Consider the following 23,952-nt stretch of genomic DNA (forward strand, 5'->3'; position numbering starts at 1 on the left):
TTTTAGATCAAATAAACATTCGACAGGCCGAATAGCCTGTCATATTTACTTGCTAATTCTTGACTTTACTTTTCGGGTTTAGTCGTTGGTGTGGCTGTTGGTTTAGTCGTTGGTGTGGCCGTTGGTTTAACTGTAGGTGTAGCCGTTGGTTTAACTGTTGGTTTAACTGTTGGTTTAGCCGTTGGTTTAACTGTTGGTGTGGCTGTTGGTTTAGCCGTTGGTTTAGCCGTTGGTTTAGCCGTTGGTTTAGCCGTTGGTTTAGCCGTTGGTTTAGCCGTTGGTTTAGCCGTTGGTTTAGCCGTTGGTGTAGCTGTTGGTGTTGGTTTATCAATGATGTTCTTAACTTCTTCATTTAGTTTTTGGCGAAGTCGTAAATCAGCAATCCCAGTTTCTGAGAGTTGATGTTTTTTCTGATACTCCTTTACCAACTCTTCTAACTGGGGACTGTAGAATTGATCACGGGGAAGTAGAGTTTTTGGTTTAAGTACAGTATTCAAATTAGCTTGCAGAATTTCGACGATCTTCGCGGCTTGATCTTGGGTTTTGGGGCCTACTTTCCCGTCCACCTTTAACTTGTAGCCTGTTTGAAATTGATTGATAGCCTTTTTAGTTTCCTCATCAGTCAGAGGATCTTTGGTAACTTTAACGTTATAACCCAACCCCCGTAACACAGATCGGAATTCGTCCGGCGTATAGTTGCGCTGACGGGCTGCAAAAGCTATGTCTGAAGCTACAACACTAGCTACTACCATACAGGTTAAAGCTATAGTTACTCTAGATTTGTCGAAACTACACCACATCATAAAAACTCCTTGGGATTAAATCCTTGATATTAAGAGACTAACAGGTAATTTTGAAGTTTTTTTAACCTACCTTTGGGGGTTAAAGTCCCCTGCTTCTACAAGCAGCGGGTTTTGCGTCGGGGTAAAATCCCCGTTGCAAAACGTAATTCTAAATTCTAAATTCTAAATTCTGCATTCTTTTAACCTCTGGCTTCATAATTAATGATTAATTCTGATTAATTTGACTTTGATTGATTATTAATGGGTATAAGAAAAATTACTACTCGACATCTGCTAATAGTCTCAATTCTGAAAAATCTGTGTTGCTACTTGTTTATACCAACATACTTTAATTTTAGCAATATTTAGTGACTCCTCAACCTACCTAAAACTGGGTTTCAAACTGATGCTACTGTATTTCATAAACCCACAATTTACCACATATAAGAAACCATGAGTAAATTAAAAAATTACCAGCGAAAAAACCTATGGTTTGAAAGAGTAATGGCAATTACCGCCACTGCTAACTTAGTATTAGTTTTCTTTGATTTAAGTTACGTACCTTGGCGAGATTTTTACTTCCGCAGACTTCCTGAACTAACTCGCTTATACGATTCAATTAAAGGTATTGAACCTCATCGTGATACAAAAAAATATTTAGAAGCAGTAGCTAGATTGGAAGTACAGGTAACTCAAACAGGCTTAATCTCACCGCAAGTCAAAGCCAAATTAGCAGACCTTCGTTTTCTCAGCAAAGAAATGATTGAAACTAATCCTTTTGCCGGTGCGGGGAAAAGTGGAACTCTAGAAAAAATCAAAAACCGAATGCGGGAACGCGTCAGTAAAGAATCTGCAAAAGGTGCATTTAATACTTTTTGGAGTCAAGAGTATTTATCTAAACATGGTTGGAATCAGGAAATAGACTTTTTCAACCAGAAAATTCGTCCGGGAATTGCCAAAAACTATTATCGTAAAATTGGTGAAAATGGGGAATTCTTGAATAATTTTTGGATAATTGATTTACCATTTGTCGTTTTATTTGCTATAGAATTATTAGGACGTACTTTCTTCATCAAACGTAGATATAGTCATTTAAGTTGGTTAGAAGCAATTCTCTGGCGGTGGTATGATCTATTATTACTAATACCAATTTGGCAATGGTTACGAGTCATCCCAGTAACCATAAGACTAGATCAAGCCAAATTAGTTGATTTTTATGTAATTAGACGGCAAATTCATCAAGGTATTCTTGCCAATTTTGCCGAAGAAATTACAGAAATTGTTGTAGTTCAAGTAATTAATCAATTTCAAGGTTCAATTCAACGAGGTGAAATTACTCGTTGGTTATTAGAATCAGAAAATGTGCGTTCTTACATAGATATTAATAATATCAATGAAGTCGAAGCAATTACTGGATTGTTAATTAAAACTCTTGTTAATCAAGTATTACCAAAAATCCAACCAGAAGTAAATGCCATTTTGTGCCATAGTATTGAAATCGCTTGTCAGCAATTACCAGGCTATAGTAATATCCGCATCATACCAGGATTAGGTAAAGCCCAAACACAAATTAGTGAACAACTAGCTACCCAAATCACTAATAATATCTATGCTGCTTTAGCTAGTACCATCAAAGATCCTGTCGCGGCAAAACTTTCCACTCAGCTAATAGAAAAATTTACAACTTCATTCACTTCAGAAATTCAGAAAAAACAAGTTCTGGTAGAAATTCAAAGTTTGTTAAATGACTTTTTAGAAGAAGTTAAAATTAACTACATTCAACGTTTATCCCAAGAGGATATAGATAAAATTTTGGAAGAAACTAGAAAAATGCGAACGGAATCATCCAGCAGTTTATCTATTCGTCAATAAAACATTAGCCAATAGATAGATGAAAATTATCAGAATTTTTGCCAACCTGGAATCAATAGGCATCCCAAAGCATTTCTGATAGCTTGCGTGGCGTAGCCATACAATATTAAGTGTAGGGTGGGCATTGCCCACTAAAACCTGTCTAGATTGGTGTTTTCCACCCTAGGTATATTTCAAAAATCAAATAGGATTCCTATAGACATAGTTATCATTTATTAAAACCATGAATAAAATCATAGATGGGGATATTAATCAGATTGATATCAAATTATTTTTGGAAGAGATAATTCCCGCACAAGCAGAAACTTTATGTGGTGGTTATTGTCAATCATCACAGGATGATCGAGATGCGTACATGAATGATATTGCTGAGATTATCAATAATGCCAAAAAACAAACTCAAGGTGTAGATGATAAACGCAGTAATCAGAAGATTAATACCATAGATAAGTCCAAAAAAACTTACCTAAATGGAATAGAGATACCCCGCAAAGGAAAAACCGTAGTTATATCTTTTTGAAGTTAAAGTTAGGGTATCCCCTCAATCCCCCCGCTGCGGGGGGAAGAAAAGGATAAACTTTTGATATTGGAGGGGGTTGGGCTTGGGGTTCTTGTACCTCATAACACCGCAAAGTGCTGTAAAGCTTACAATCCTCAGATTTCTCAAGATATCCTAACAAATTCCTAAAATGCTTGTGCAATTTGCCTTTTAAATTTTGAGTTTTGTATCTCTTCCGGCAATCATAGGCTCTATAATAAAATGGTTTAATCTGTCACCTCTTCCCTAATATGACAACCAGCGCAACTATAAACAAAGTGGACTACCTCCGCATCAGTTTAATTGATCGCTGCAACTTTCGTTGTCAATACTGTATGCCAGAAGGCGCAGAACTGGACTATATTGTCAAACAGCAATTATTAACTGATGAAGAACTGCTTACCCTCATTCAAGAAGTATTTATCCCCGTCGGATTTACCCGCTTTCGCTTAACCGGTGGAGAACCTTTACTCCGTCCCCATATAGTTGATTTAGTCGCCAAAATTGCTCATCTTCCCCAAACCGAAGATTTATCAATGACTACAAACGGGTTTTTACTCGCTCCTATTGCCCAAAATCTCTATAATGCAGGTTTACGAAGAATTAATATTAGCTTAGATTCTCTAGATCCACATATATTTGCAGAAATTATCGGTAATCATGGACGTGGACGCTGGCAACAAGTATGGCAAGGTATTCAAATCGCGTATAATGTGGGATTTGACCCATTAAAATTAAATGTAGTCGTCATTCCCGGCGTTAATGACCATGAAATTTTAGATTTAGCAGCTTTAACCATTGATAAACAATGGCACGTCCGATTTATTGAATTTATGCCCATTGGCAACGGAGACTTATTTAGCGATCGCGGTTGGGTATCTTCCGCCGATTTACGTCAATCCATCCGTGGGCGTTGGGGCTTGACAGAATCCCAAGTTCGTGGTAATGGACCGGCTGATGTATTTCAAATTCCTGGGGCTAAAGGCACAATAGGATTTATTAGCCAAATGTCAGAATGTTTTTGCGATCGCTGTAACCGGATGCGTCTGAGCGCCGATGGTTGGCTACGTCCCTGCTTATTAAACGAAACAGGTCAAATTGATTTAAAAACCGCCTTACGTGCTGGTATTAGCACCACCGATTTACAAGCACAAGTCAGACAAATATTAAATATCAAATCAGAAATAAACTTTAAGCAACGCGACCCTGGTACTGTCGGCACGTACACCCGTACCATGTCGCAGATTGGCGGTTAGTCATTAGTCAGTTGTTCGTTGTTTAATAACCACTAACTACTGACCACTGACTACTGACTACTGACTACTACGCTTGACGTGAGTAGTATTCCACCACAAGTAGTTCATTAACTTGTAGAGCTACCCATTCCCGTTCAATCACACTATTGACCTTACCAGACAACTTAGTTTTATCAAACTCTAGATGACTAGGAAGGTTAGCTAAACCGGGATATTGCAAGTTAGCTTCCACCAACTTCTTAGAAGCTTCTCTGTTTCTCACAGCGACTTCTTCACCAGGACGGCACTGATAGCTGGCAATATCTACTGGTTTGCCATTAACAGTGACATGACCGTGATTTACCAATTGACGGGCGGCTGGAATTGTGGGAGCCATACCCATGCGGAAAACCGTATTATCCAGGCGCATTTCTAACAATTGCAGCAACACCTGTCCAGTAGAACCAGCAACTCGTCTGGCTTTACGAACATAACGGAGCATTTGTTTTTCAGTTAAACCGTAGTTCATGCGGAGCTTTTGCTTTTCCTCTAAACGGATAGCATACTCAGAGCGCTTCTTACGGTTTTGACCATGTTGTCCGGGGGGATAAGCACGTCTAGCACTCTTCCGAGTTAAGCCTGGTAATTCGCCTAAACGACGGACAATTCTGAGGCGGGGTCCTCTATATCGGGACATGAGTTTCCTTAATTTAATCCTTCTAAAATTTTATTCAGACCTACCATTATGGCATAGTTCCCAAAAGCATAGACATTTTATAGCTAAATTGCCTTTTATTTACCGCTAATATTCACAAGAAATCAATCCGTTGAATTCACCAATTTTCGGTGGATTTCTGGGGAAAAGCACCGACATTCCTGGATGGTAGAAGATTGGGACTAAGTTCTACGGTAGCATAACCTTGGTGGAATCGAAAACGGTTATCTTAAAAAGCGAAAAAAAATGAGTAACTTTGGGAACAAACAAACCAATTATTTCTTCAGAGGATTTACAGCATCATTGATAACTATAGGTGGATTACTAGCCAGTAGTTTACCTACTATGGCTGTTACCGATTCCTACGAAAATGACTATCGGGTTTGTGCTGCTCAACTTTTGAGCGTGGGTATCACAGCTAAACCGGCATCTCAAAGTTGTGCCGCTACACTCCAACCACGAGAGTTATCCTCATGTGTAGCAAAAATTCATAAGCTTACACAAATCACACCTGTGGATGCCCTTTCTTCCTGTCGTCAGGCTCGTATTCCACAGGATCTAGCAACCTGTGTAGTTAGCATTAGTAAAAGTTATCAGGGTTCAGAAAATTCAGCTACTTTAACATCCTGTGGTCGCAGTTTGTTACCAGTAACCTTTGCTGATTGTGTAGTTGGTTTACGTCGAGAAATTGATTTAAGTCCTACTCAAGCATTAAATACTTGTATTGATGCCAGTGAAGGATCTAGCGGTTTCGGCGCGGTGTCTACAAAGCCATTGGGTTCTAACTCCCAGCAATAGACTTTCGCTTTAGCCCCTCAACTCCCATGAGTAAATAGATTCATAACGGTAGGGCTGGTAAGTATGCCACCCTACCCAACATAAAAATTTTGTTTTCTATTCATCTTTATTACCAACAACCATTTGTAAGATCATCGGTATTCCGCCTTCTTGGTGATATTTATCTCCCCAAGAACGAATGATTTCGTCTAGTTCCTCCATTGCTGGCTCAATCCAATCCGGCGGAATATCCAGTTCTTCCACAGCCCGCATCGTGTTTGGTTTACGCTCTGCCCAATATTTCATCATCCGGAAATACCGAGCCGTATCCTCTACCATTGTGTACGTGCGCTCTTGATCATCGGCTGGAGCATAGAACGGACGAGTGAGAGCATAAAAGGGCATTCCCCAGGGACAATCAATGCGTGTTACCGTTCCTGAATACAATAGCCGACGCTTGATGTGTTCCGCTAATGCTTCACTCAATGGCATCTGATGATTAGCAGGTAATTCTTCCTGCGATCGCTTATGGAGAAAGTCAATTAACTCCATAAATTCAAATGAGGTAACTAACTTGGCATCAGGAAGATTGTCTGGCAGCTTTTGCTCAATTTGTTTTTTCTCTTCACCGGTCAAATTCGTACCGGGGACGCGGGATCTTCCCGGTATCCAAGGATATTTTTCCATCCAGACATAGGGAAGTTGAATCAGATAGCGCGGTTCTTGGGAACCCAGCATTTTGAGAAGTTTGCCTTCAGTTAAAGCCAGTCTTACTTCTTCAACAATGATTTTCACTCGTTTCGGCTCAAGGTGGTGCAAATGCCCAGTCATTCTCAGGTTTTGCCCCTGCTCTAGATAGGTCATGTAAATTGCACACTTGGCTGCTGTTGCGGCTGCATCTAGAAATGCTCCATGCCTGTGGCCACTTGTCCGCATGGCACTGAAGGCAAGATAAAGCATGATCTGATCCATCGCACTAGGTCCAAGACGCTTGATCAGATCGATGTCGTTGGTCATATTCTACAGACGGATAAATGGCTTGTTTACAGGTGTGATATTCAAATCAAACTACGAATTATACACCCAGTTGGATACAAATATTTTTAATCTAAACCTAAAATTACTGTTTGACTCGGGAATTTTTAGGTGATAAATGTTGGGGGTGTAAATTGGTAGTTTCTCTCGTCAGACTAACTAACCCCCTCCCCTGGTATGACTCGAAGACTTTAGATACTCAGGGTGTTGGGATACAGGGGTATAGAGTAAGCAGGAGGAACGGCAGATGATTTGCATTTTGTATCTATCAAACCATTATAACTGCCTATTTCTGAAATATCTAGATATTTTTCTAAGAATTTTTCTGGAAATTTATTGCGGAGAAGTTTTAATACCACTTATGGCTGGTTAAAAGAATGCAGAATTTAGAATTTAGAATTTAGAATTACGTTTTGCAACGGGGATTTTACCCCGACGCAAAACCCGCTGCTTGTAGAAGCAGGGGACTTTAACCCCCAAAGGTAAGTTAAAAAAATTTTACTGATAAAAATCCAGACAACTGAAAGTCACGACTCCCCCTACCTCCCCCACTCCCCTACCTCCCCCACTCCCCTACCTCCCCCACTCCCCTACCTCCCCCACTCCCCTACCTCCCCCACTCCCCTACCTCCCCCACTCCCCCTACCTCCCCCACTCATTCACTAGGTTGTAGCTGATTAGGTGTTTTTTTCAAGCTAATACTTGCTGCACCTACCGTAACCAAGATAACTCCGATCACTTGGGCAATATTTAGGGATTCTTGTAGCATTACCCCAGCAAAAATTACGGTTAAAATTGGGACTGTAGCTCCAATTAAAGAGGATACAGGAGTGCCTAGGTTACGAATGCCAAAATTATTGAATAAGTAACCGCACAAAGTCAAGACACCTAATATAAAAGCACTTAACACCAATTCCAGGATATTCGATGAGCTAATTGCTAAACCTAAATTACTGGGTAAAGGGATGATTAAGCAAATAAAACTTAATAACAACATGGTAGTGAAGTTAATTGAAGTCAAAGATACTGGATGTAGTTTGAGTTTAGTAGCGCATATTCTCGTCAGAATAACATAAATTGCAAATGCTATCCCGGACAGAATGGCCGTGGTGCTTCCTAGTGAGGTATTATTCACCCCTACAGACTGACTGCCTAAAACTAATAATTCACCACAAAAAATTGCTGCCATTGCCCCTGTTACCATTAAACTGGGACGTTCCTGAAATAGAACCCAGGATAGGAAGACACTCATAACTGGATAGATAAAGAAGAGGGCGATCGCTATTCCTGTTGTGACTTCACCGATAGCAATGTAAATAAATACCTGGGATAAAAATAATAAACAACCGCTAATTACTGACAAAAACAAGGACTGTTTAGTTTTGTTCTGAACAGGGGTTGCATTTGCCCGTAATGAAGCAAATAAATTTTCTAGCTCTTGCCAAATAGGAGGATGTAATATCGGCGATAAAAGTAACATTAATGGTACAACCACTAATAAACGTAGCATCAAAATTAAGAAAATATTCCCCAATGTGGGAAAGATTAACTGTTGGGTTGGCAATCCGCCCAAGGGGTTAGAAGCTGTAAAGAAAATTGCTTTAATTGCTACATTATAAAGAGACGAAACCACTGTAGACAAACAGATCAAGAGGAAACCTATTTGCAACTGTGACCAGTTGGGAGAGGTGCGGGATCTTTGTTGTCTAGGAGTTTCTGGTTGTCTAGGAGTTGCTGGTTGCTGAGGAGTTGCTGGTTGTTTAGGCGTTGTTTTTTGTTTAGATGTTGTTTCGCGCCTTAATTTTGGTGTTGGCGGTCGTCCTGTTGATAAATTAGGAGTTAAAACAGAAACTGGTTCAGGTTTTGTCTCTCCTAATGTTGGTGCTGTTAATACTTTAGAAGTCAAAACAGCACTAAGTTCAGAGTTTTTGTCTTCCAGTGATGTATCTGGATTTACGAAAGAACTGAGTTCAGGGCTTTGATTTTCCGGTATTGCTGGTAAATCTGGATTTACGAAAGAACTGAGTTCAGGGCTTTGATTTTCTGGTATTGCTGGTAAATCTGGATTTACGAAAGAACTGGGTTCGGGGCTTTTCTCTGTTGGTGAAGATAATATAACCGCATTGGCTGCTGATGTAGAATCACCCTGTGGGGATTGGTGAGGAATTAAAGTAACTGGTTCGACAATGATTTTTTGTGAGGATTTTTCCCCATTTCCATTTTGATGAGTTATGGCTTCACCACGCAGACTATCAGCTAGTTGTAAAACTGTGGGTGGGCCCCCTGTTATTACCTTGAGAGAGTTTGCATCTCGATTTTTTTCTACTTCACTGCGGAGACGATTTACAAATTCTGCTAATATTGCTTCCCCTTGCTGTTGTTGGCTATACATCCGTGACAACTGTTGGGAAAGATCACCTTGATAGTTTTTGAGTTCTTGTAATAGGGAATTAAAGGCAATAGTGACGTTATCATCCAGACTGTCTAGCATATTAGTGACATTCTGTCCGATTTCATTAACTGTATTATTATTTATTTGAGCATTTTGCAACGTGACTAGATCAGAGGGATTATATTCTACGGCTTGAGTAGCTAAAGTTTTTAGTGAGGATTGTAATTGGGAAGATATGTGTTTGGCTAAAACTTCTGCTAATTGACGGATTAATACTTGCTGTTCCGTAATTTGCCGTGATTGTTGTAACTGTTCTTTTTCCTCAATTAACTTTTGAATATCGGTAGATAGTCTGGTTTTTTCAATTTCTAAGCGTTTTACGTCTTCCTGTAACGACCTCAATAGATTTTGTTGAAGATTTTCTAAATCCTCAACTACATCCCATAGGGCATTTTCTGCGGCTCTGGATAGCTCACCTCTAATGCGTGGGTTTTCTGGTCGCTTCTCAAATCGCCCCATCAGTTTCTAGCCTCTAACACCTTGATGATTAAGTTGCTGCCCCGGATACCAGACCAACATCTGTATTAAGTTTCCTTGAGAAAAGACAGGAAACTGAACAATTTCACTGAACTTATAAATTTAATTAACTTATTACAAGATTATTATCTATCATTTTTTTCAGGAATGATAGTGATGAAAGTCTTACAAATGAATACCTAACTACAAGCATCAAATCAGTGCGGAATACCTATTGATTGATAGTTGCCATTGATTTTGCCTTTGGAACGAGGGGTCAGCCTATGGCCTTAACATAAGTCTTGTTGTTCTCGAAGAGCAAAAAGCTGTTAACTGGGTAGGAAGCCTATACTTACCCGCAAGGGAAGTGTAGGTAGTTCACTGCCAGAAAATTGCCATGAGGGTAAAAATAGTGGCACTCAGGGCGGCACTGATGGGGACTGTAATTAACCAGGCCGCAGCGATATTTTGGATAGTAGCAAATTTTATTGATTTAATGTTCTGTACCAGTCCAATACCCACAACTCCACCGACAAGGGCGTGGGAGGTGGAAACGGGTAAACCTAAGCGGGAAGCTATTAAGATGGTGATGGCTGTGGCCAGTTCGGCACAAAATCCGTTACTAGGTTCTAAGGAAATAATATTTTCGCCGATGGTAGCGATAACTTTTTTACCCCAAACTGCTAAACCTGCGACAATCCCCATCGCACCGAGAACTAGAATCCAGAGGGGAATGGTGAGTTGATCACTGGGGACTTTACCTTGTTGATTAATGTAGGAAATTACTGCTAGGGGGGCGATCGCATTACCAACATCATTAGAACCATGAGCAAAGGCCACGAAACAAGCACTCAAAACTTGAAATTTCGCAAATAAACCTTGAATTTTATTGTCAATTTGACTATTTGCCAATTGTCGCCAACTGATCAAAGTCAGGGACAATACGGCGATTCCCCCTGTAAATAGGGTAATGTCGTGAGCAGGAATATTAAATTTTCCCTCTGTGAGTAAGAACTGGCTCAGAGGTTGAGTGATTGTCGGAAGAACGATAATTCCAAATACACTCAATAGCAATGTACTTAACCAGGGAATCCATTCCTGTAACTGGGATAGGGGCTGGGGTTGGTTAAAAATCCAATGTTGAATCAGACTATAAAACCCAGCGGCGATCGCGCCACTAATTATTGGTGTTAAAATCCAGCCAATGGTAATTAAACCAATGGATGACCAATCTATTGCTTCTATTCCTAAAGCTACCCAACTAAAGCCAGCGATCGCTCCCACAATGGCATGAGACGAAGACACAGGTAAACCCCTAGCTGTAGCAATTTGTAGCCAGATCCCAGCCGTTAGCAGTACCGCTATCATTCCCATCACTAAAGTTTGTGGTGTCGTCACAAATAAGGCTGGATTAGCGATTTTCGTGCCAAGGGTAGATGTTACCTCTTGTCCAAACAAGACAGCACCCAGAAACTCTAACACCCCAGCAATAATGATTGCCTGTTTGAGCGTAATAGCCCCAGAACCCACAGAAGTTCCCATCGCATTAGCAACATCATTTGCACCCAAATTCCAGGCGACGTAGAAGGCTAGGAGGGCGACTGTCGTGGTTTGTATGTCCATAAAATAAACCATTCACACCTGTTAACAGGTAAAAATTGTGATGAATGATTTACATTTTCCATTTTTTTGGCTATAAAAATCTGGACGAGCTATAAAACTCGACACACTCAACAAAACTTAATTTTATCTATGTTTGATATTTTCACAAAATTAAGCTACCAAGCTCTGCAATCAGGGAAGAATTACTTTGCTTTTGCTCACAAAACCGTAAGTTCACAGATCAAAAACCTAATTTATCCATCACTTCAGCCCAATATCAGTCCTTTATCCCCGAAATTGCTCACACAACTTCAAGACAATATGAACCAGTTATTGGCAAGAGACTGGGAAGATAGTCAAGCAGGTGTGTATCCACAAAATTTATTATTTGATAATTCTTGGGACGATTTCTTCCGTTACTATCCATTAATATGCTTAGACTTACCAAACATCTGGGAACGCATTAAAAACCGAAAATATCAAGAATTTTCTCAAGAAATAGCCACAGACAACTATCCCAGCTACTATTTACAGAACTTCCATTACCAAACAGATGGCTATTTGAGTGAACTGTCCGCCAATTTATATGACTTACAGGTGGAAATTCTGTTTGGTGGCTCAACTGATGCCATGAGAAGACGCATCCTCTGTCCTCTCAAATCCCAACTAACAGCATTTGACCATATTCCCCAAGAACAACTCCGAGTCATAGATATTGCTTGTGGTACTGGACGAACACTGAAGTTAATCAGAGCAGCTTTACCCGACGTATCTTTATTTGGTATAGATTTATCCTCAGCCTATTTGCGGAAAGCCAACGAACTATTATCCCAAATTCCTGGAGAATTACCGCAACTCGTGCAAGGAAATGTCGAAGAGTTGCCTTATCGAGATAATTATTTTCATGGCACAACTTGTGTTTTTCTGTTTCATGAGTTACCAGCGGCAGTTCGTCAAACTGTAATTGAAGAGTGTTTTCGGGTCACAAAACCAGGAGGCGTTTTTATCATCTGTGATTCCATTCAAGAAAATGATCTACCGGAGATGGAATTAGTTGTCAAAAACTTCTCAGAGACTTTTCATGAACCTTATTACAATCATTACGTTACAGATAACCTGGTAGAGCGGTTAGAAAAAGCTGGATTTGAGCAAATAGAAACCCAAGTTCACTTCGTCAGTAAATATTGGATTGCTCACAAACCAAGTCACTAGAAATTCAGTATTCACAATGAAGGTTGATAACTAAGAAAAGTTTTCTTTTTCCTCACTTCCGGTAATTGTTCCCACCTACTAACGCCCAATGTGTACCGGGCGCGATTACCACAGGTGAGATTGGTACGTGTATTAGTGAATTGGTCACCAATACACGCCAAGGTTTGAGTAATTACCGGATGTTTTGATGAAATATTGAACAATTTTCGAGAGATGAAGTGCTGTAACTGTCTATGTTTTTAGCAGAGAAATTGCAATACTGATAGCTTGCGTGACGACGCAGTAGCCGTGGGACTGATCAAAGATATAGTGCTTGTAACTATCTATATCTGGTGTCAGTGAAAGGGAAATTTACAAACGATAGAATCAAACAAGTGTAGTGCTGTAACTGTCTATATCGTTTCGATTCAAGAAGTGGTATGCAGGATTTAAAAGATCCAATAATCCGGTAATATCATTTCTGGGTTGGCAGGTTTTACGCTTTGACGCTTCCATAACAGAACTGAAATTGCCAACTTATCCATCTAATCCTCTACGACCACTACCTCGGTGAGGATTGGGCTTTTCGGGTTGGTTGGGGCTAGGTTTGGAGTTATCAGCCAGGTTGAAACTCTGGTTTAACACCAAAGGTGAAAGCTGGTAATCGGACTTAGCCATTGACAGAGCGGAAAAACGAGTCTGTACTGCTTCGCAGTTAAAAGCTAAGGAGCCAAGGACCAGACTCGATACTAAAAGTGAAATGGCAGCACGCATAGTAGATGTCTATTTTAGAACTCTCTACTTCACTAATACTTAACTTTTATATGTCTGTCCGGAAAATTCGGGAAAAAGTATTGTAGTTTACTGAATAAATGTTCATTTTATACTTCTTCAAGATGCTCAACAAGTAACCAATTTCCAGAGAAATTTGGTCGCCCCCAAATCTTGAGTATTTTTTCTGGGGTCAAAGCTTGCAGTTGTTGGTCTATATCAGATTTCAACGTCACAAGCTGCCAATTTGTTGTAGTTAAATTGGTGTCATTTGTAATATTAAATTGGTAATTTTGCTCACCCAGTCGTCGGAATCTGCCTGTAAAGCAGTCGAGATCTAATTTATTATCTTCATCGACTAAAATACAAGGACAGTTACCATCGGCAGGATAAGCTTCTGGGTGGTCTAAATAATAAGTTTGCCAGTACAACCAATCGGGATGATTAGTTAATAAGTTAAACAAGGGAACAATTGGGCTAGGTGCATCGTCGTCTGTCAATAATGCAGCCTGCAAACTCTTCACTGGTAAATCCCTGGGTTGACATTCTAGCACAATACAAAGAGAAGCTGCCATACCTGCTGCTTGTCCAATTCCCATGACTATTGGTTGAAGTCTAGTAGTGCCGTTAGCGATGTGGGAAACGGAAATGTTTTTTTCACAAACTAGCAAACCATCTGTAGTAGCAGGAACCAGGGCGCGATAGGGGATAGTGAAGGGTGTTCCTGTCCATCTTCCACCCCAGCGGATAGATTTAGGTTGCAGTGAGAACTCTACACCAGGATAATGGTGATCGTTGGCATAGTTACCAACAGCGATAGCATCAGAAAATGGTAATGCGGTATTACTGTTGGCTAAAGGCAAAATATCCTGTTCACAAACGGTAGTTAAGCCTACTAGACGGCGACTTTCCCGATAATAGGGATGGAGGGCAAAGGCGGAGTTAGGATGGGGAAACAGGTTTTCTGCTAATCCGTAACGCCTACCAAACTGGGTTTGAATGAAATGGGCAAAATTCTGACTGTGCCAATAACATTCTTGCACAAATTCGCGCTTTTTCACTGAGTCTAGCAACCGATTGGCATTTTGGCAGTAATCGTTGCCCGCAATAGGCCAGTTAATCATAAATCGATCTGCTGGTAAGCGTCCATAGTTCAAAAATTTTTCTGGACTATAGTTATCCCAAGCTCCTGTAAACTGAGATGGATCATAGTTAGGGGCTGGAAGAATTGCTGGGGCGGTATTTTCGCCAAAGTCTTCCATGACTACTACCCAGGTTGGTGCTTGGACTGGATAAGTTTGGGTCAGGGAGTTAAAATTTGTTGGGGCGCTGGGTTCTCTCCATTCTGACTGTAATTCCCAACCCCAACGGTAAGGTATTTCTCCTAATGCTAATAAGTCTCCTAATTCTGTGCCGTCAAGGATAATTTTGGCGTTGACGGTGAAATCTGCAAAGCGGACACCTGTGATACAGTCTTGGGTTCGCAACACTGCTAATGGCACTTGTCCCGAAATCCACTGAAGATTCGGTAATTCTCGCACCCAGTCGGCAAATATTTCTGCACCTATCCGCGGATCATAACTGAAAAAGCTGACCCAACTATGATCTAATCCCCCTGGTTGTCTACGTTGCAATTCTTGTAAAAAAGCTCCCCATAAACCTGTTTGCAATGCTTGTAATTCGTTTCCGTCTGGTGCAGATACACCGGCAGAGGTTAGCATTCCTCCTAACCAGGGAAATTCACTCACAAGGATTGTTTTTACACCTCGTCGTGCTGCTTGGATAGCAGCCGCTGTTCCACCTGTGCCTCCACCAACTACTAGGACATCTGTTGTATAGGTTTGATTCATAATATTAAGTCAATTGGTTATTGGGTATGAGGAGACGTTTATCACAGATCATCCGGTTGTGATTCAGTATTAATTCTTGCTTTGCTGGTGTATATTATTCAATATTGAATTTAGATAATTTATGAATAATATCTTGCGAATAGGGACTTTGCTGAGAGAACGTTACAAAATTATCGATCTTTTGTCTCATCATACTGGTTTTGGCATTACCTATAAAGTTAAAGACTCTAATCATCCAAATCAACCAATTCGGATTTTAAAACAACTCAAAAAACCTACTGCATCTAAATTAGATATTGAAAACTTATCTATTTTACAACAGCAAGAAATATTAAATCAATATTGGCAAGAATATTTAAGGCTGTTCAGAATAGAAACGCAAGCATTAGGTAAACTTGGTGAGAAACATGAACAAATTCCCACAATTTATGAACGATTTTCAGAAGGTGGAGAAGAATTTTATGTACAAGAATATATTGAAGGAAATTCTTTAAGTCAAGACGTCAGACAAAATCAAAGATTATCAGAAGAAAAGACGATATCTTTATTAATTGAGATTCTAGAAGTCTTCGAGTACATTCAAAATAATCCTGGTTATGCAATTATTCATCGAGACATCAAACCAGATAATATTATTCGCAGAAGTAGTGATAATAAATTAGTTATCATTGATTTCGGTTTAGCGAAAGAAGTAACCGTTCCGGGAATAAAAGTAGGTTCAGTTATGGGAGGAACAAAAGGATATATTGCACCAGAAATATTATTGGGAATAGTATCTTTTGCTAGTGATATTTATTCTATTGGTATGATTGGAGTCTTTGCTATCACGGGAGAAGATCCCAGTTATACACCTTTACTAGCTGAAAATTGGCAAAAAAAAGCAAGTGTAAGTCATGAATTTGCTGATATTTTAAATAAAATGATTTGTGAGGATTATACAAAACGCTTTCAAAATGCCGAGGAAGGCTTACAAGCATTAATGGGAAATCAAGCACCCCCACCTCCAGCACCTCCAATTCCCTGGAAATTAATTCTTGGCACTATTTCAGGAATCATCCTGATTATTAGTGTAGTTATGGCTGTTATGTCCATATTACCCAAATCTAATGATCAACTAATAGCTGATGGTAAAGCCAAATCAGGACAACTAACATCATCAGATCAAAAAGAGTTATCCAATAATAAAACTTATGATGTTTATACTTTTAAAAGTGATCAAAGACAATATTTAACAGTGCAAATAATCAGCAATGATTTTCAACCACAACTCACGATGATGAAACCAGATGATAAATACTTTAATCCTGTATCTAATGTAGGAACAAAAGATAATGATTTCACCGCTTCTATTATGGTAGAAACGGGTACTTATCAATTTAAAATTACATCAACAAAAGCAGCAAGTGGTAATTATGTAATTAAAGCTTGGGTGACAGATAGGTAATTAGTGATAAAATCCCCATATTCATCCTGTACATCCTTAAATCCTGGACATCCTGATTCAGACAATAAAGATAATAATCCAGCACAAAGACAATCCCAATTATGAAAAGTTATCAGTGGCTATTATTTCCAAGTATACTCATTTTAAACCTCACATTCACAGCGTGTCAAAAATCTGAAAAGGTTGTTTTCTCCTGTGAAACAGACGGTAATGGAGAACCTGTTGCTAAGGTTAAATACCAAGACAAAACGCGAGATTTAATAGAGTGGAAACGCACGAATTTTGTAAAAGCTGGTTTTCCTCCTCAACGAAGATGTCAGGAAGTAACACCAAAATTACAAACTGCTTATGATAATGGAAGTTTGAAAGATTTAACTTGGGGTTATTCTGAAGCTGAAAATGACCCTCGCAAACTCTTAAAGTCTTTATGCACCAGCACAGGCAAAGATTGTCATACTTTGATTTTAACATTATTAGATACAGATGATGCTGATGTGGAATTAAAATCTTTTACTGCGGTGTTAAATGGTGATGCCTCCAAAGCGTATCTAACTTCTTCTTGTGCAGTAAAACCTCGTAGTAATTTAACTTGTACTGTTGATATATTCAAAGTGTTTAATAAATAAAGATAGGAACAAAGCCAATAAAGCCAATAAAGCCAGGGAATAAATTCCCTGTCTCAAAGCTAAAGTCGGTTAAAACCGACTGAATGGAAGGATTTTTTGGATTTTTTAGTCCGTTTTAACGGACTTGCGCTATTAGACTGGGAATTCATTCCCAGGCGGGTTATGAAGCAAATCGAAAATTAGCCAATAACCAAATTATCAAATACCAATCAATACTATTGCCAAAATAAGAGCCTTGATAATTTTTGGCAAAAACGGCAAAAATAATCATATATAAGCGTTTCGATGAAAAGGTAGTTTAGAATCTAAAACCCTTATCCTACCGTCAATACATTTAAAAAATCCTTGTCGGAAACCTTTAAGGAATTTTTAGGGGTGATTGTTTTTGCCAAGCAAGAGCGAGGAACGGGAGTTCATGGTTAAAGCATTATCATCTCACCCTCGTAATTTGACTAAGGTATTGATATACAGAATATGGTTTGCCTTTAACAAAGATACTATAATACCCGGTGATACCTTGAGCTTTACCTGCTCTGGTGATATCTGTACACCACTTAACATACAAGTTATTACCAACCGTGGCTAATTCTCGTTTAACTAACTCTTTTTGCTTGAGTTGTTCGCCGATTTCTTTAACTGCTGTGATGACTTCTGCACGGGTGTTAGACCACCAATGACAATCCTCACTAATAACTAAAACGTCATCAATATATATTTCATAAGCCCATACGTCTTGACGCATAGATTCACGATAATATTGACGAAGATTGCGAATACTGCCTTGGATTTCAGGGGCTTGATAAAACATGATGAATACCAAAAAACAACGCCCCCTTTCCGCGATAGCGCCCCCACAGATTAATAAACAATAACTCCAATCTTGTTAAACTGGAGTTATTTATTTTGGCAACTAAACTATTGGAAAGTAACCTTTCTCTTGATTCAACTGCCAGAGATTGATACTAAATCTTTCTGCACTCAAGATTTTAGTAACACCATGAAGTTTCTTACAATTAAACTCAATGATATCGCCATCATTAAGTTGATAATCTTTACCGTTATAATGAAATATACAACTACCAAGATTCACAGTTCTAGCGATCGCTCTAGAATAACTATGATCTCGATGTGGTATAATCAATCCGGTACTTTGAATATTACCAATCTTGCCACCGAAAGTTAACAAGCCGATATTAGTTCCGGGGTAAACTCGCTGACAGAAATTCCCAAGTCTATCATTATGATAAGCTTTAGTGATTGTACTTGGAGTTCTCAAATCACACTCATGAAATAACCAAAGGCGATATCTGCCTTGAGCGTAACTAGAAACATCACTGGTCATTAAATTCACACTTTCTCTACAAAAGCTTCTTAAATCAGCTAAAGTTTCGGATTTAACTTTACTAACTAATTTCAAATCACTGGGGTTAGGATTCATGAAATTCTCCAAATTACTCAACTTCCCTCAGCGATAGCGCCCCAACGACTAAACATCAAAAAAGTCCTGACAGTGGGAGTCAAGACTATTAAACTAAATGACTAAATGACTAAATGTGAGCTAAAATCTTACCAACTTCATCATATTCATCATTACGATGTGGTGGGTATTCTTCACTTTCATCGCCGGTGAAGTTCACATTCAGGAAATGATTTTTACCGTGATAGTAATTACCTACAAATAAATCACAATTATGATGATAGAATAGAAGTTGATGATTAGTTAAATAGGGTTGAATATTATCACGTTCAAAGCGAAGTTTTTCAGTGAGTTTATCAAAGTCAATACCCTTTTTCTTATTGGGTTCAGGTAAACGACTACCAAATTTACTGGGGATATTAATAGCCATAAATTCCTCATGTTAGATAATCAAAAACGGAAAGTGATAACATTAAAAAAAAGCCCTAATCCCCAAAGGAGACTAGGACTATAAACTAATTAGTATGGAATGTTATCTGGTTGATTACCTTCAACATAATCAACACTGGCAGGTTTGTTATCAAAACTAGCGGGTTCATTACCAATACCAGTAGCTCGATTACGTTTCTGATAATATCTATTCCTTTCAGCAAGTAAGTCATCTACGGTATAACCTAAACCTGCAATAAACTTATCAAACTTGGCTTGATCCATCTTATGAATGTCATGAGTTAACCATTCTGCTTCAAAGATTTTATAACCTTCCTCACCTTTAACACGATTATCAATCTTGTACTGTTCCCAAGCCAAAACTCGAATTCCATCCTTGAGTTGAGAAAGTTTCTTGTCAGCTTTGGAAAGAATGTTGATAGCCATAACAAAACCTCGAAAACAACGCCCCCTCTGCGCGATAGCGCCCCTACCGATAACTTCCGGGTAACTCAAGACTATGGCTTACGCCACGCTGCGCTATCAATGCCAATAGGGGGCTGATTACCTATGTTTACAATGCTGATAATATTGATAATACTTCGGGGTTCTCAAGTGAATGAGCAGTGAAGCGATAGCGAAGCGCTCCGTAGGAATCGCCAAACCATACTAAATTATCAACGCCAGGGGCATTATTAATTATACTAAATTTTGCAGTATATAAATCTCAGACAATATCATACTATTGACAACAAAATTAATGGTATCATAAAGAAGTTGGGGATTTATTATAAATCCCAAAAACCGGGGGCAAATATGACAGAAGCAACAGCGAACTATGATCAAACATGGAAAGAAGCTATAGGACAATATTTTGAATCATTTCTACAATTCTTTTATCCAAAAATATACGAACAAATTGACTGGAGTAAACCCCCTATTTCTTTAGATAAAGAACTAGAACAAATTACTGCATCTAGTCAAACAAAAAAACGTTATGCGGATAAATTGTTTCAAGTCTGGTTATTGAATAATGAAATAATTTGGATTTTGATTCATATAGAAGTCCAAAGTCAATATGATAAACAGTTTCCTCAAAGAATGTTTATCTATAATTATCGTTCATTTGATTTATTTAATAAACCAGTAATAAGTTTAGCAATATTAGGAGATGAAAACAAAAGTTGGCGACCAAATAGTTATGAATACGGTTTAGGGGATAGTGAAGTTAAAATCAAATTCAGTACAGTGAAACTGCTAGACTATCAATGGGAAGAACTAGCTGCAAGTAACAATCTGTTTGCTATAATAGTAATGGCACATCTGAAAACCAAAGTCACTACTAAGGACTTAACGCAAAGAGAACAATGGAAATGGAACTTAGTCAGACCATTGTATCAAAAAGGCTTAACTAAATTTGACATTATTAATTTAGTCAAGTTCATTGATAAAATGATGACGTTACCACCACCATTGCAATTAGAGTTTAACCATAAATTAGAACAACACGAAAAGGAGTTAAATATGCCTTTCCTCAGCACTATTGAAGAACTTGCAGAAGAAAGAGGACAAGTAAAAGGTGCTAAAGAAACCTGCCAACAAAACATTTTTGATTTACTAGAAAATCGCTTTGGTACTTTACCTGAAAAATTAATGGAAACTCTCAAAGAAATTAATGATTTAATGGCTTTAAAAAACCTACATTTAAAAACCATTAGCGTTAATTCACTGGATGAGTTTCAAACATTAATTAACGCAGTATTACAGCCAAAATAATGCTGTTATGTCCCTGATTTATGATTTTATCAAAAGTCAGGGATAAACAAACAGAATACTAATGTTCAAAAATTATTACTCTTAGTATCTAGCAATTGATTAAATGTAGACAATTGTTTGAATTAATTATTCAGGTAAACAAGAAATCACTTCCAAATCAAGTTCCTTACCTACAGATTCAATTTGTTTCCATACTTCAGCATTATCAACAAACAATCGTTTCACATAGAGTCTGAGTTTAGTATCAGGTAATGACAACATTCTCATCCCCAAATTCTCGGCATCCTGTTTAACGGTTCTCACAGATTCCAATAAATCATCACCATATTTTGTTGCTAAAGTCCCTTGCACACCCCATAATTGGGCATGACTTTCATCCTCAAAATCAACTTGGGCAATCCATTTGTTATCATCACCGGGATACATTTGATAAATACCAATTCCAGTGGTGAATAATTGTCCAATCATGATACAATCCCCTATATTATTGAACATTAAGCAATAGCATTACCGATAATCAATAACGCTATTTGCTATTTGTTATTGCTGGTTTCAATCCTCAATTACCTTAATTGGTAACTGTCACCTGCATTTTCAAACATTATCCAATTTCCCCATGAATCAACTCAACAACAGATTCAGCGAGTAACCCCCTCACCTTAATCTCCAGTGGAAATCTGCGGACTCGTTTTGATTGTCTGGGTGTACCGTCGTCTCCCTCGAAATACCCATTATTAGCAATTACCCAATCTCGGAATCTGGGGAAATCCACTTGTTTCAAACCAATGTAAGTGATAAAACTGGTGAATCCTGAGCTTTCATCGCTGGATTCTGGCCAATGAAACTTGTTCGAGTAAGTGCCGACAATGGTAATGCGATTCCTGCGGAGCGCTTCGCTATCGCTCAGTTCTACCACCTGATAATTCCCATGTGGACTAACTTGTAAAACCTTGCCTTCAATACCCGCAAAATTGATTTTATTCATCATTAAATTTCAAAAACACCAAGACTAAAAAGCGATAGCATCAATTGTTTTTTGTAATCTTCATTTAACTATATAAAATTAATTTTGCTCATATTCATGTTAGAATCAAACAATAGCTATATTTCAGTGAATAGATGATGAAGTGCTGGGAATAGATTGACTCATGCCTATTCCCTTTTTTCTACTAAGTAGGTGAACAGAAAAATTTAAAGGTATATAACGGTATGTAAAGTTGTCTCAATGCAAGATTCTGATTGAGTTTCAGCCATTTTACAAAACGCAATACCCCTCATTTTTATTTTGTTTACCTACTTAATCCTGTTCTGAATAACTGTCAAACCAAATTATTTCACTATCAGAAAACCCAATCATCCTAGCTAAACCGTCTTCACAGCTAACAATTAACTTACCTGAACCTGAAATATCAACGACTCCAGTAATTCGGGGTTCATTGAATAGCAGATTTAATTGTTCAACAGTAATTTCAATTGATTTTAAAGGGTTAATTCCTGTACGTTTAAAGAATGCAGTGGTCATGATATTAACTAATAACAACACCATCCCAAAGCGATAGCACCCAGTTCATCTTCTTATTCTGTATCTTCAACATAACCTAGATTATGGTGTTTAAAACTAATTTCAACTTAATGGTTCAGAATACAAAATGCTGAATATAGAAGAAAATATTCTTCATCTTTCTGAATCCTGAATTTTTACATCTCAAATATGGCAAAAAAATCAACTAGAATAGTAAATTAATAGACCATGACACCAGAAGAAGTTTTAAGTCAAATAACCAATGGAATTTGGGTAAACAAGGGTGGGTTACGAGTCCCCACAGAAGTTGTGCAAGCTTTATCAACTAAAGAAGATTGGTTTGATTCAATTCAGCCAGTGGTGTACTTGCAAAATAATTTACCTGATTTAAAAGCAATTATTAATTACTTTTCCGAACCAGAATTAGATGATGAAGTTGGTTATGCTTCTGCGGAAATCCTGCAATCTTGTTATGGTGTCAACAAGGTTTTTAACTCTAAAGTACACGGTAATCCAAATATTGTCGGACAACAAAAACTTGATGTAATTGGACAACGCCCAGCGAATATTGAAACTTATAAAGCGTCCGTAGAAGTTAATAATATACTGATTAATTGGAAGAATATTAATAATAGTGGTTACAATAATAATGAATCAATTTATGACAGAATTAAAAATGTAGAACAAGCTAATAAAAGTTGGTTTTCTCAACAAATTGAGGATTTAAAAACATTAATGCTCAATGCTTATGATAATTTATTATCACAATTTGAACAACAGCAAGAACCTGTACCACAGGAAGTAATAAATCATTTTATTGAAATTAGAGAGAAAACCGATAAGAAATTTTCATCGGCGATCGCTGATTTTCCCAAAGACAACCTCAACATTATCAATATATTTCAAGGACTCCTAGATAAACTCAAAAAACAACTTGAGGATGCCTTACAATCAATAAAAGAATTGATTTCAGATAAAAATGAATATAAAATGGCTAAGGCAGAAGCTAGACAAAAATACAAAGCTAAATCAGGGGTATTGAAGTTTTTGAAAAGCAAGCTTGTTAAACCAACAATTGGCGGTATCAAAAAACTATTTAGAAAAGCCGGAAAATTGTTATCTAATAAAAACCAAAGTAACTATAAAAAAGATTCACTTAAATCCCAATTTGGTGATATTTCTAGTGCTTATGGTGCAATTGTTCCTGTGGATGTACCAACAACTATAAACGCCATTGAAGTATTAAAAAAAATTACCGAAAGTATTCTGACAACATTTATTTTAAAGGGAGTAAAATTACCGGGGGTTTTGGTTGAAGCCTTAAAAAATACTACAGTTTCCATAATCTTAAAAAGATTAGATATTCCCGGAGGTGAAGCCATAAGATATATTACCGGAGGATTACTAAGAACAGTAAAACATTTATTACCAGCAATACTGTAGCCAAAAAAAGAGGATGAAG

The 23,952-nt window shown here is 38.1% G+C and carries 23 protein-coding genes; 9 read left to right on the forward strand and 14 right to left on the reverse strand.

Features of this window, described 5'->3' with window-relative positions:
• Window positions 1–65: 65 nt before the first annotated feature.
• Window positions 66–800: a peptidoglycan-binding protein gene (locus tag ANA_RS01390; protein WP_015078252.1), complete on the reverse strand. Its 735-nt coding sequence runs from the start codon at window positions 798–800 to the stop codon at window positions 66–68.
• 435 nt (window positions 801–1,235) lie between these two features.
• On the opposite strand from ANA_RS01390, the gene ANA_RS01395 reads away from it, so the two are divergent.
• From ANA_RS01395 to moaA, 3 genes are all read left to right on the forward strand, one after another.
• The gene (locus ANA_RS01395) at window positions 1,236–2,654 is read left to right on the forward strand and encodes a hypothetical protein (protein ID WP_015078253.1); all 1,419 of its coding nucleotides are present in this window, start codon (window positions 1,236–1,238) and stop codon (window positions 2,652–2,654) included.
• A gap of 223 nt (window positions 2,655–2,877) precedes the next feature.
• On the forward strand, window positions 2,878–3,174 hold the full coding sequence (locus ANA_RS01400; RefSeq protein ID WP_015078254.1) for a hypothetical protein: 297 nt from the start codon (window positions 2,878–2,880) through the stop codon (window positions 3,172–3,174).
• Window positions 3,175–3,461: 287 nt separating this feature from the next.
• Window positions 3,462–4,448 carry a GTP 3',8-cyclase MoaA gene (gene moaA / locus ANA_RS01405; RefSeq protein ID WP_041458184.1) on the forward strand — a complete coding sequence of 329 codons (987 nt, stop codon included), beginning with the start codon at window positions 3,462–3,464 and terminating at the stop codon, window positions 4,446–4,448.
• Between the two features lie 67 nt (window positions 4,449–4,515).
• Here the strand turns inward: moaA and rpsD are convergent, their stop codons facing one another.
• Complete coding sequence (gene rpsD, locus ANA_RS01410; RefSeq protein WP_015078256.1) at window positions 4,516–5,124, reverse strand: 30S ribosomal protein S4; 609 nt, start codon at window positions 5,122–5,124, stop codon at window positions 4,516–4,518.
• Window positions 5,125–5,388: 264 nt separating this feature from the next.
• Between rpsD and ANA_RS01415 the strand changes: the two genes are divergently transcribed.
• Window positions 5,389–5,940: a hypothetical protein gene (locus tag ANA_RS01415; protein WP_015078257.1), complete on the forward strand. Its 552-nt coding sequence runs from the start codon at window positions 5,389–5,391 to the stop codon at window positions 5,938–5,940.
• A gap of 96 nt (window positions 5,941–6,036) precedes the next feature.
• On the opposite strand, the gene hetR is transcribed toward ANA_RS01415, so the two are convergent.
• The 3 genes from hetR to ANA_RS01430 form a co-directional block, all read right to left on the reverse strand.
• Window positions 6,037–6,936, reverse strand: a complete 900-nt coding sequence (gene hetR, locus ANA_RS01420) for a heterocyst differentiation master regulator HetR (RefSeq protein WP_015078258.1) — start codon at window positions 6,934–6,936, stop codon at window positions 6,037–6,039.
• Window positions 6,937–7,609: 673 nt separating this feature from the next.
• Window positions 7,610–9,865: an EamA family transporter gene (locus ANA_RS01425; RefSeq protein ID WP_015078259.1), complete on the reverse strand. Its 2,256-nt coding sequence runs from the start codon at window positions 9,863–9,865 to the stop codon at window positions 7,610–7,612.
• Between the two features lie 375 nt (window positions 9,866–10,240).
• The gene (locus ANA_RS01430; protein WP_041458185.1) at window positions 10,241–11,485 is read right to left on the reverse strand and encodes an inorganic phosphate transporter; all 1,245 of its coding nucleotides are present in this window, start codon (window positions 11,483–11,485) and stop codon (window positions 10,241–10,243) included.
• Window positions 11,486–11,614: 129 nt separating this feature from the next.
• Here ANA_RS01430 and ANA_RS01435 point away from each other — a divergent pair, with 129 nt between their 5' ends.
• Window positions 11,615–12,676 (forward strand): class I SAM-dependent methyltransferase, encoded by a 1,062-nt coding sequence (locus ANA_RS01435; protein WP_015078261.1) that lies wholly within the window; start codon window positions 11,615–11,617, stop codon window positions 12,674–12,676.
• Between the two features lie 516 nt (window positions 12,677–13,192).
• Here ANA_RS01435 and patX read toward each other — a convergent pair.
• Together patX and ANA_RS01445 are read right to left on the reverse strand one after the other, a co-directional pair.
• Window positions 13,193–13,429, reverse strand: a complete 237-nt coding sequence (gene patX, locus ANA_RS01440) for a heterocyst-inhibiting protein PatX (RefSeq protein ID WP_015078262.1) — start codon at window positions 13,427–13,429, stop codon at window positions 13,193–13,195.
• Between the two features lie 107 nt (window positions 13,430–13,536).
• Window positions 13,537–15,279 (reverse strand): FAD-dependent oxidoreductase, encoded by a 1,743-nt coding sequence (locus ANA_RS01445; protein WP_015078263.1) that lies wholly within the window; start codon window positions 15,277–15,279, stop codon window positions 13,537–13,539.
• A 118-nt stretch (window positions 15,280–15,397) separates the two neighbouring features.
• On the opposite strand from ANA_RS01445, the gene ANA_RS01450 reads away from it, so the two are divergent.
• Both ANA_RS01450 and ANA_RS01455 read left to right on the forward strand, forming a co-directional pair.
• Complete coding sequence (locus ANA_RS01450) at window positions 15,398–16,720, forward strand: serine/threonine-protein kinase (RefSeq protein WP_015078264.1); 1,323 nt, start codon at window positions 15,398–15,400, stop codon at window positions 16,718–16,720.
• Window positions 16,721–16,821: 101 nt separating this feature from the next.
• Window positions 16,822–17,346: a COP23 domain-containing protein gene (locus ANA_RS01455; protein WP_015078265.1), complete on the forward strand. Its 525-nt coding sequence runs from the start codon at window positions 16,822–16,824 to the stop codon at window positions 17,344–17,346.
• 430 nt (window positions 17,347–17,776) lie between these two features.
• Here the strand turns inward: ANA_RS01455 and ANA_RS01460 are convergent, their stop codons facing one another.
• The 4 genes from ANA_RS01460 to ANA_RS01475 form a co-directional block, all read right to left on the reverse strand.
• A complete protein-coding gene (locus ANA_RS01460; protein WP_041457529.1) occupies window positions 17,777–18,154 on the reverse strand; it encodes a hypothetical protein in 378 nt (125 codons plus the stop codon).
• A gap of 102 nt (window positions 18,155–18,256) precedes the next feature.
• Window positions 18,257–18,784, reverse strand: coding sequence for a hypothetical protein (locus tag ANA_RS01465; protein WP_015078267.1), 528 nt, complete (start codon window positions 18,782–18,784; stop codon window positions 18,257–18,259).
• A 109-nt stretch (window positions 18,785–18,893) separates the two neighbouring features.
• Window positions 18,894–19,193: a hypothetical protein gene (locus ANA_RS01470; RefSeq protein ID WP_015078268.1), complete on the reverse strand. Its 300-nt coding sequence runs from the start codon at window positions 19,191–19,193 to the stop codon at window positions 18,894–18,896.
• A gap of 89 nt (window positions 19,194–19,282) precedes the next feature.
• The gene (locus ANA_RS01475; protein WP_015078269.1) at window positions 19,283–19,639 is read right to left on the reverse strand and encodes a hypothetical protein; all 357 of its coding nucleotides are present in this window, start codon (window positions 19,637–19,639) and stop codon (window positions 19,283–19,285) included.
• Window positions 19,640–20,008: 369 nt separating this feature from the next.
• Here ANA_RS01475 and ANA_RS01480 point away from each other — a divergent pair, with 369 nt between their 5' ends.
• Window positions 20,009–20,968 carry a hypothetical protein gene (locus ANA_RS01480; RefSeq protein ID WP_027405009.1) on the forward strand — a complete coding sequence of 320 codons (960 nt, stop codon included), beginning with the start codon at window positions 20,009–20,011 and terminating at the stop codon, window positions 20,966–20,968.
• Window positions 20,969–21,094: 126 nt separating this feature from the next.
• Here the strand turns inward: ANA_RS01480 and ANA_RS01485 are convergent, their stop codons facing one another.
• The 3 genes from ANA_RS01485 to ANA_RS01495 all read right to left on the reverse strand — a co-directional run bounded on the left by ANA_RS01485 (window position 21,095) and on the right by ANA_RS01495 (window position 22,490).
• Window positions 21,095–21,436 (reverse strand): hypothetical protein, encoded by a 342-nt coding sequence (locus ANA_RS01485; RefSeq protein ID WP_041457533.1) that lies wholly within the window; start codon window positions 21,434–21,436, stop codon window positions 21,095–21,097.
• 133 nt (window positions 21,437–21,569) lie between these two features.
• Window positions 21,570–21,956, reverse strand: a complete 387-nt coding sequence (locus ANA_RS01490) for a hypothetical protein (RefSeq protein WP_015078272.1) — start codon at window positions 21,954–21,956, stop codon at window positions 21,570–21,572.
• Between the two features lie 309 nt (window positions 21,957–22,265).
• Window positions 22,266–22,490, reverse strand: a complete 225-nt coding sequence (locus ANA_RS01495) for a hypothetical protein (RefSeq protein ID WP_148279008.1) — start codon at window positions 22,488–22,490, stop codon at window positions 22,266–22,268.
• A 228-nt stretch (window positions 22,491–22,718) separates the two neighbouring features.
• Between ANA_RS01495 and ANA_RS01500 the strand changes: the two genes are divergently transcribed.
• Window positions 22,719–23,933, forward strand: a complete 1,215-nt coding sequence (locus ANA_RS01500) for a hypothetical protein (RefSeq protein WP_015078274.1) — start codon at window positions 22,719–22,721, stop codon at window positions 23,931–23,933.
• Window positions 23,934–23,952: the final 19 nt, after the last annotated feature.

The sequence above is a fragment of the Anabaena sp. 90 genome, assembly GCF_000312705.1.
GTDB lineage: Bacteria > Cyanobacteriota > Cyanobacteriia > Cyanobacteriales > Nostocaceae > Dolichospermum > Dolichospermum lemmermannii.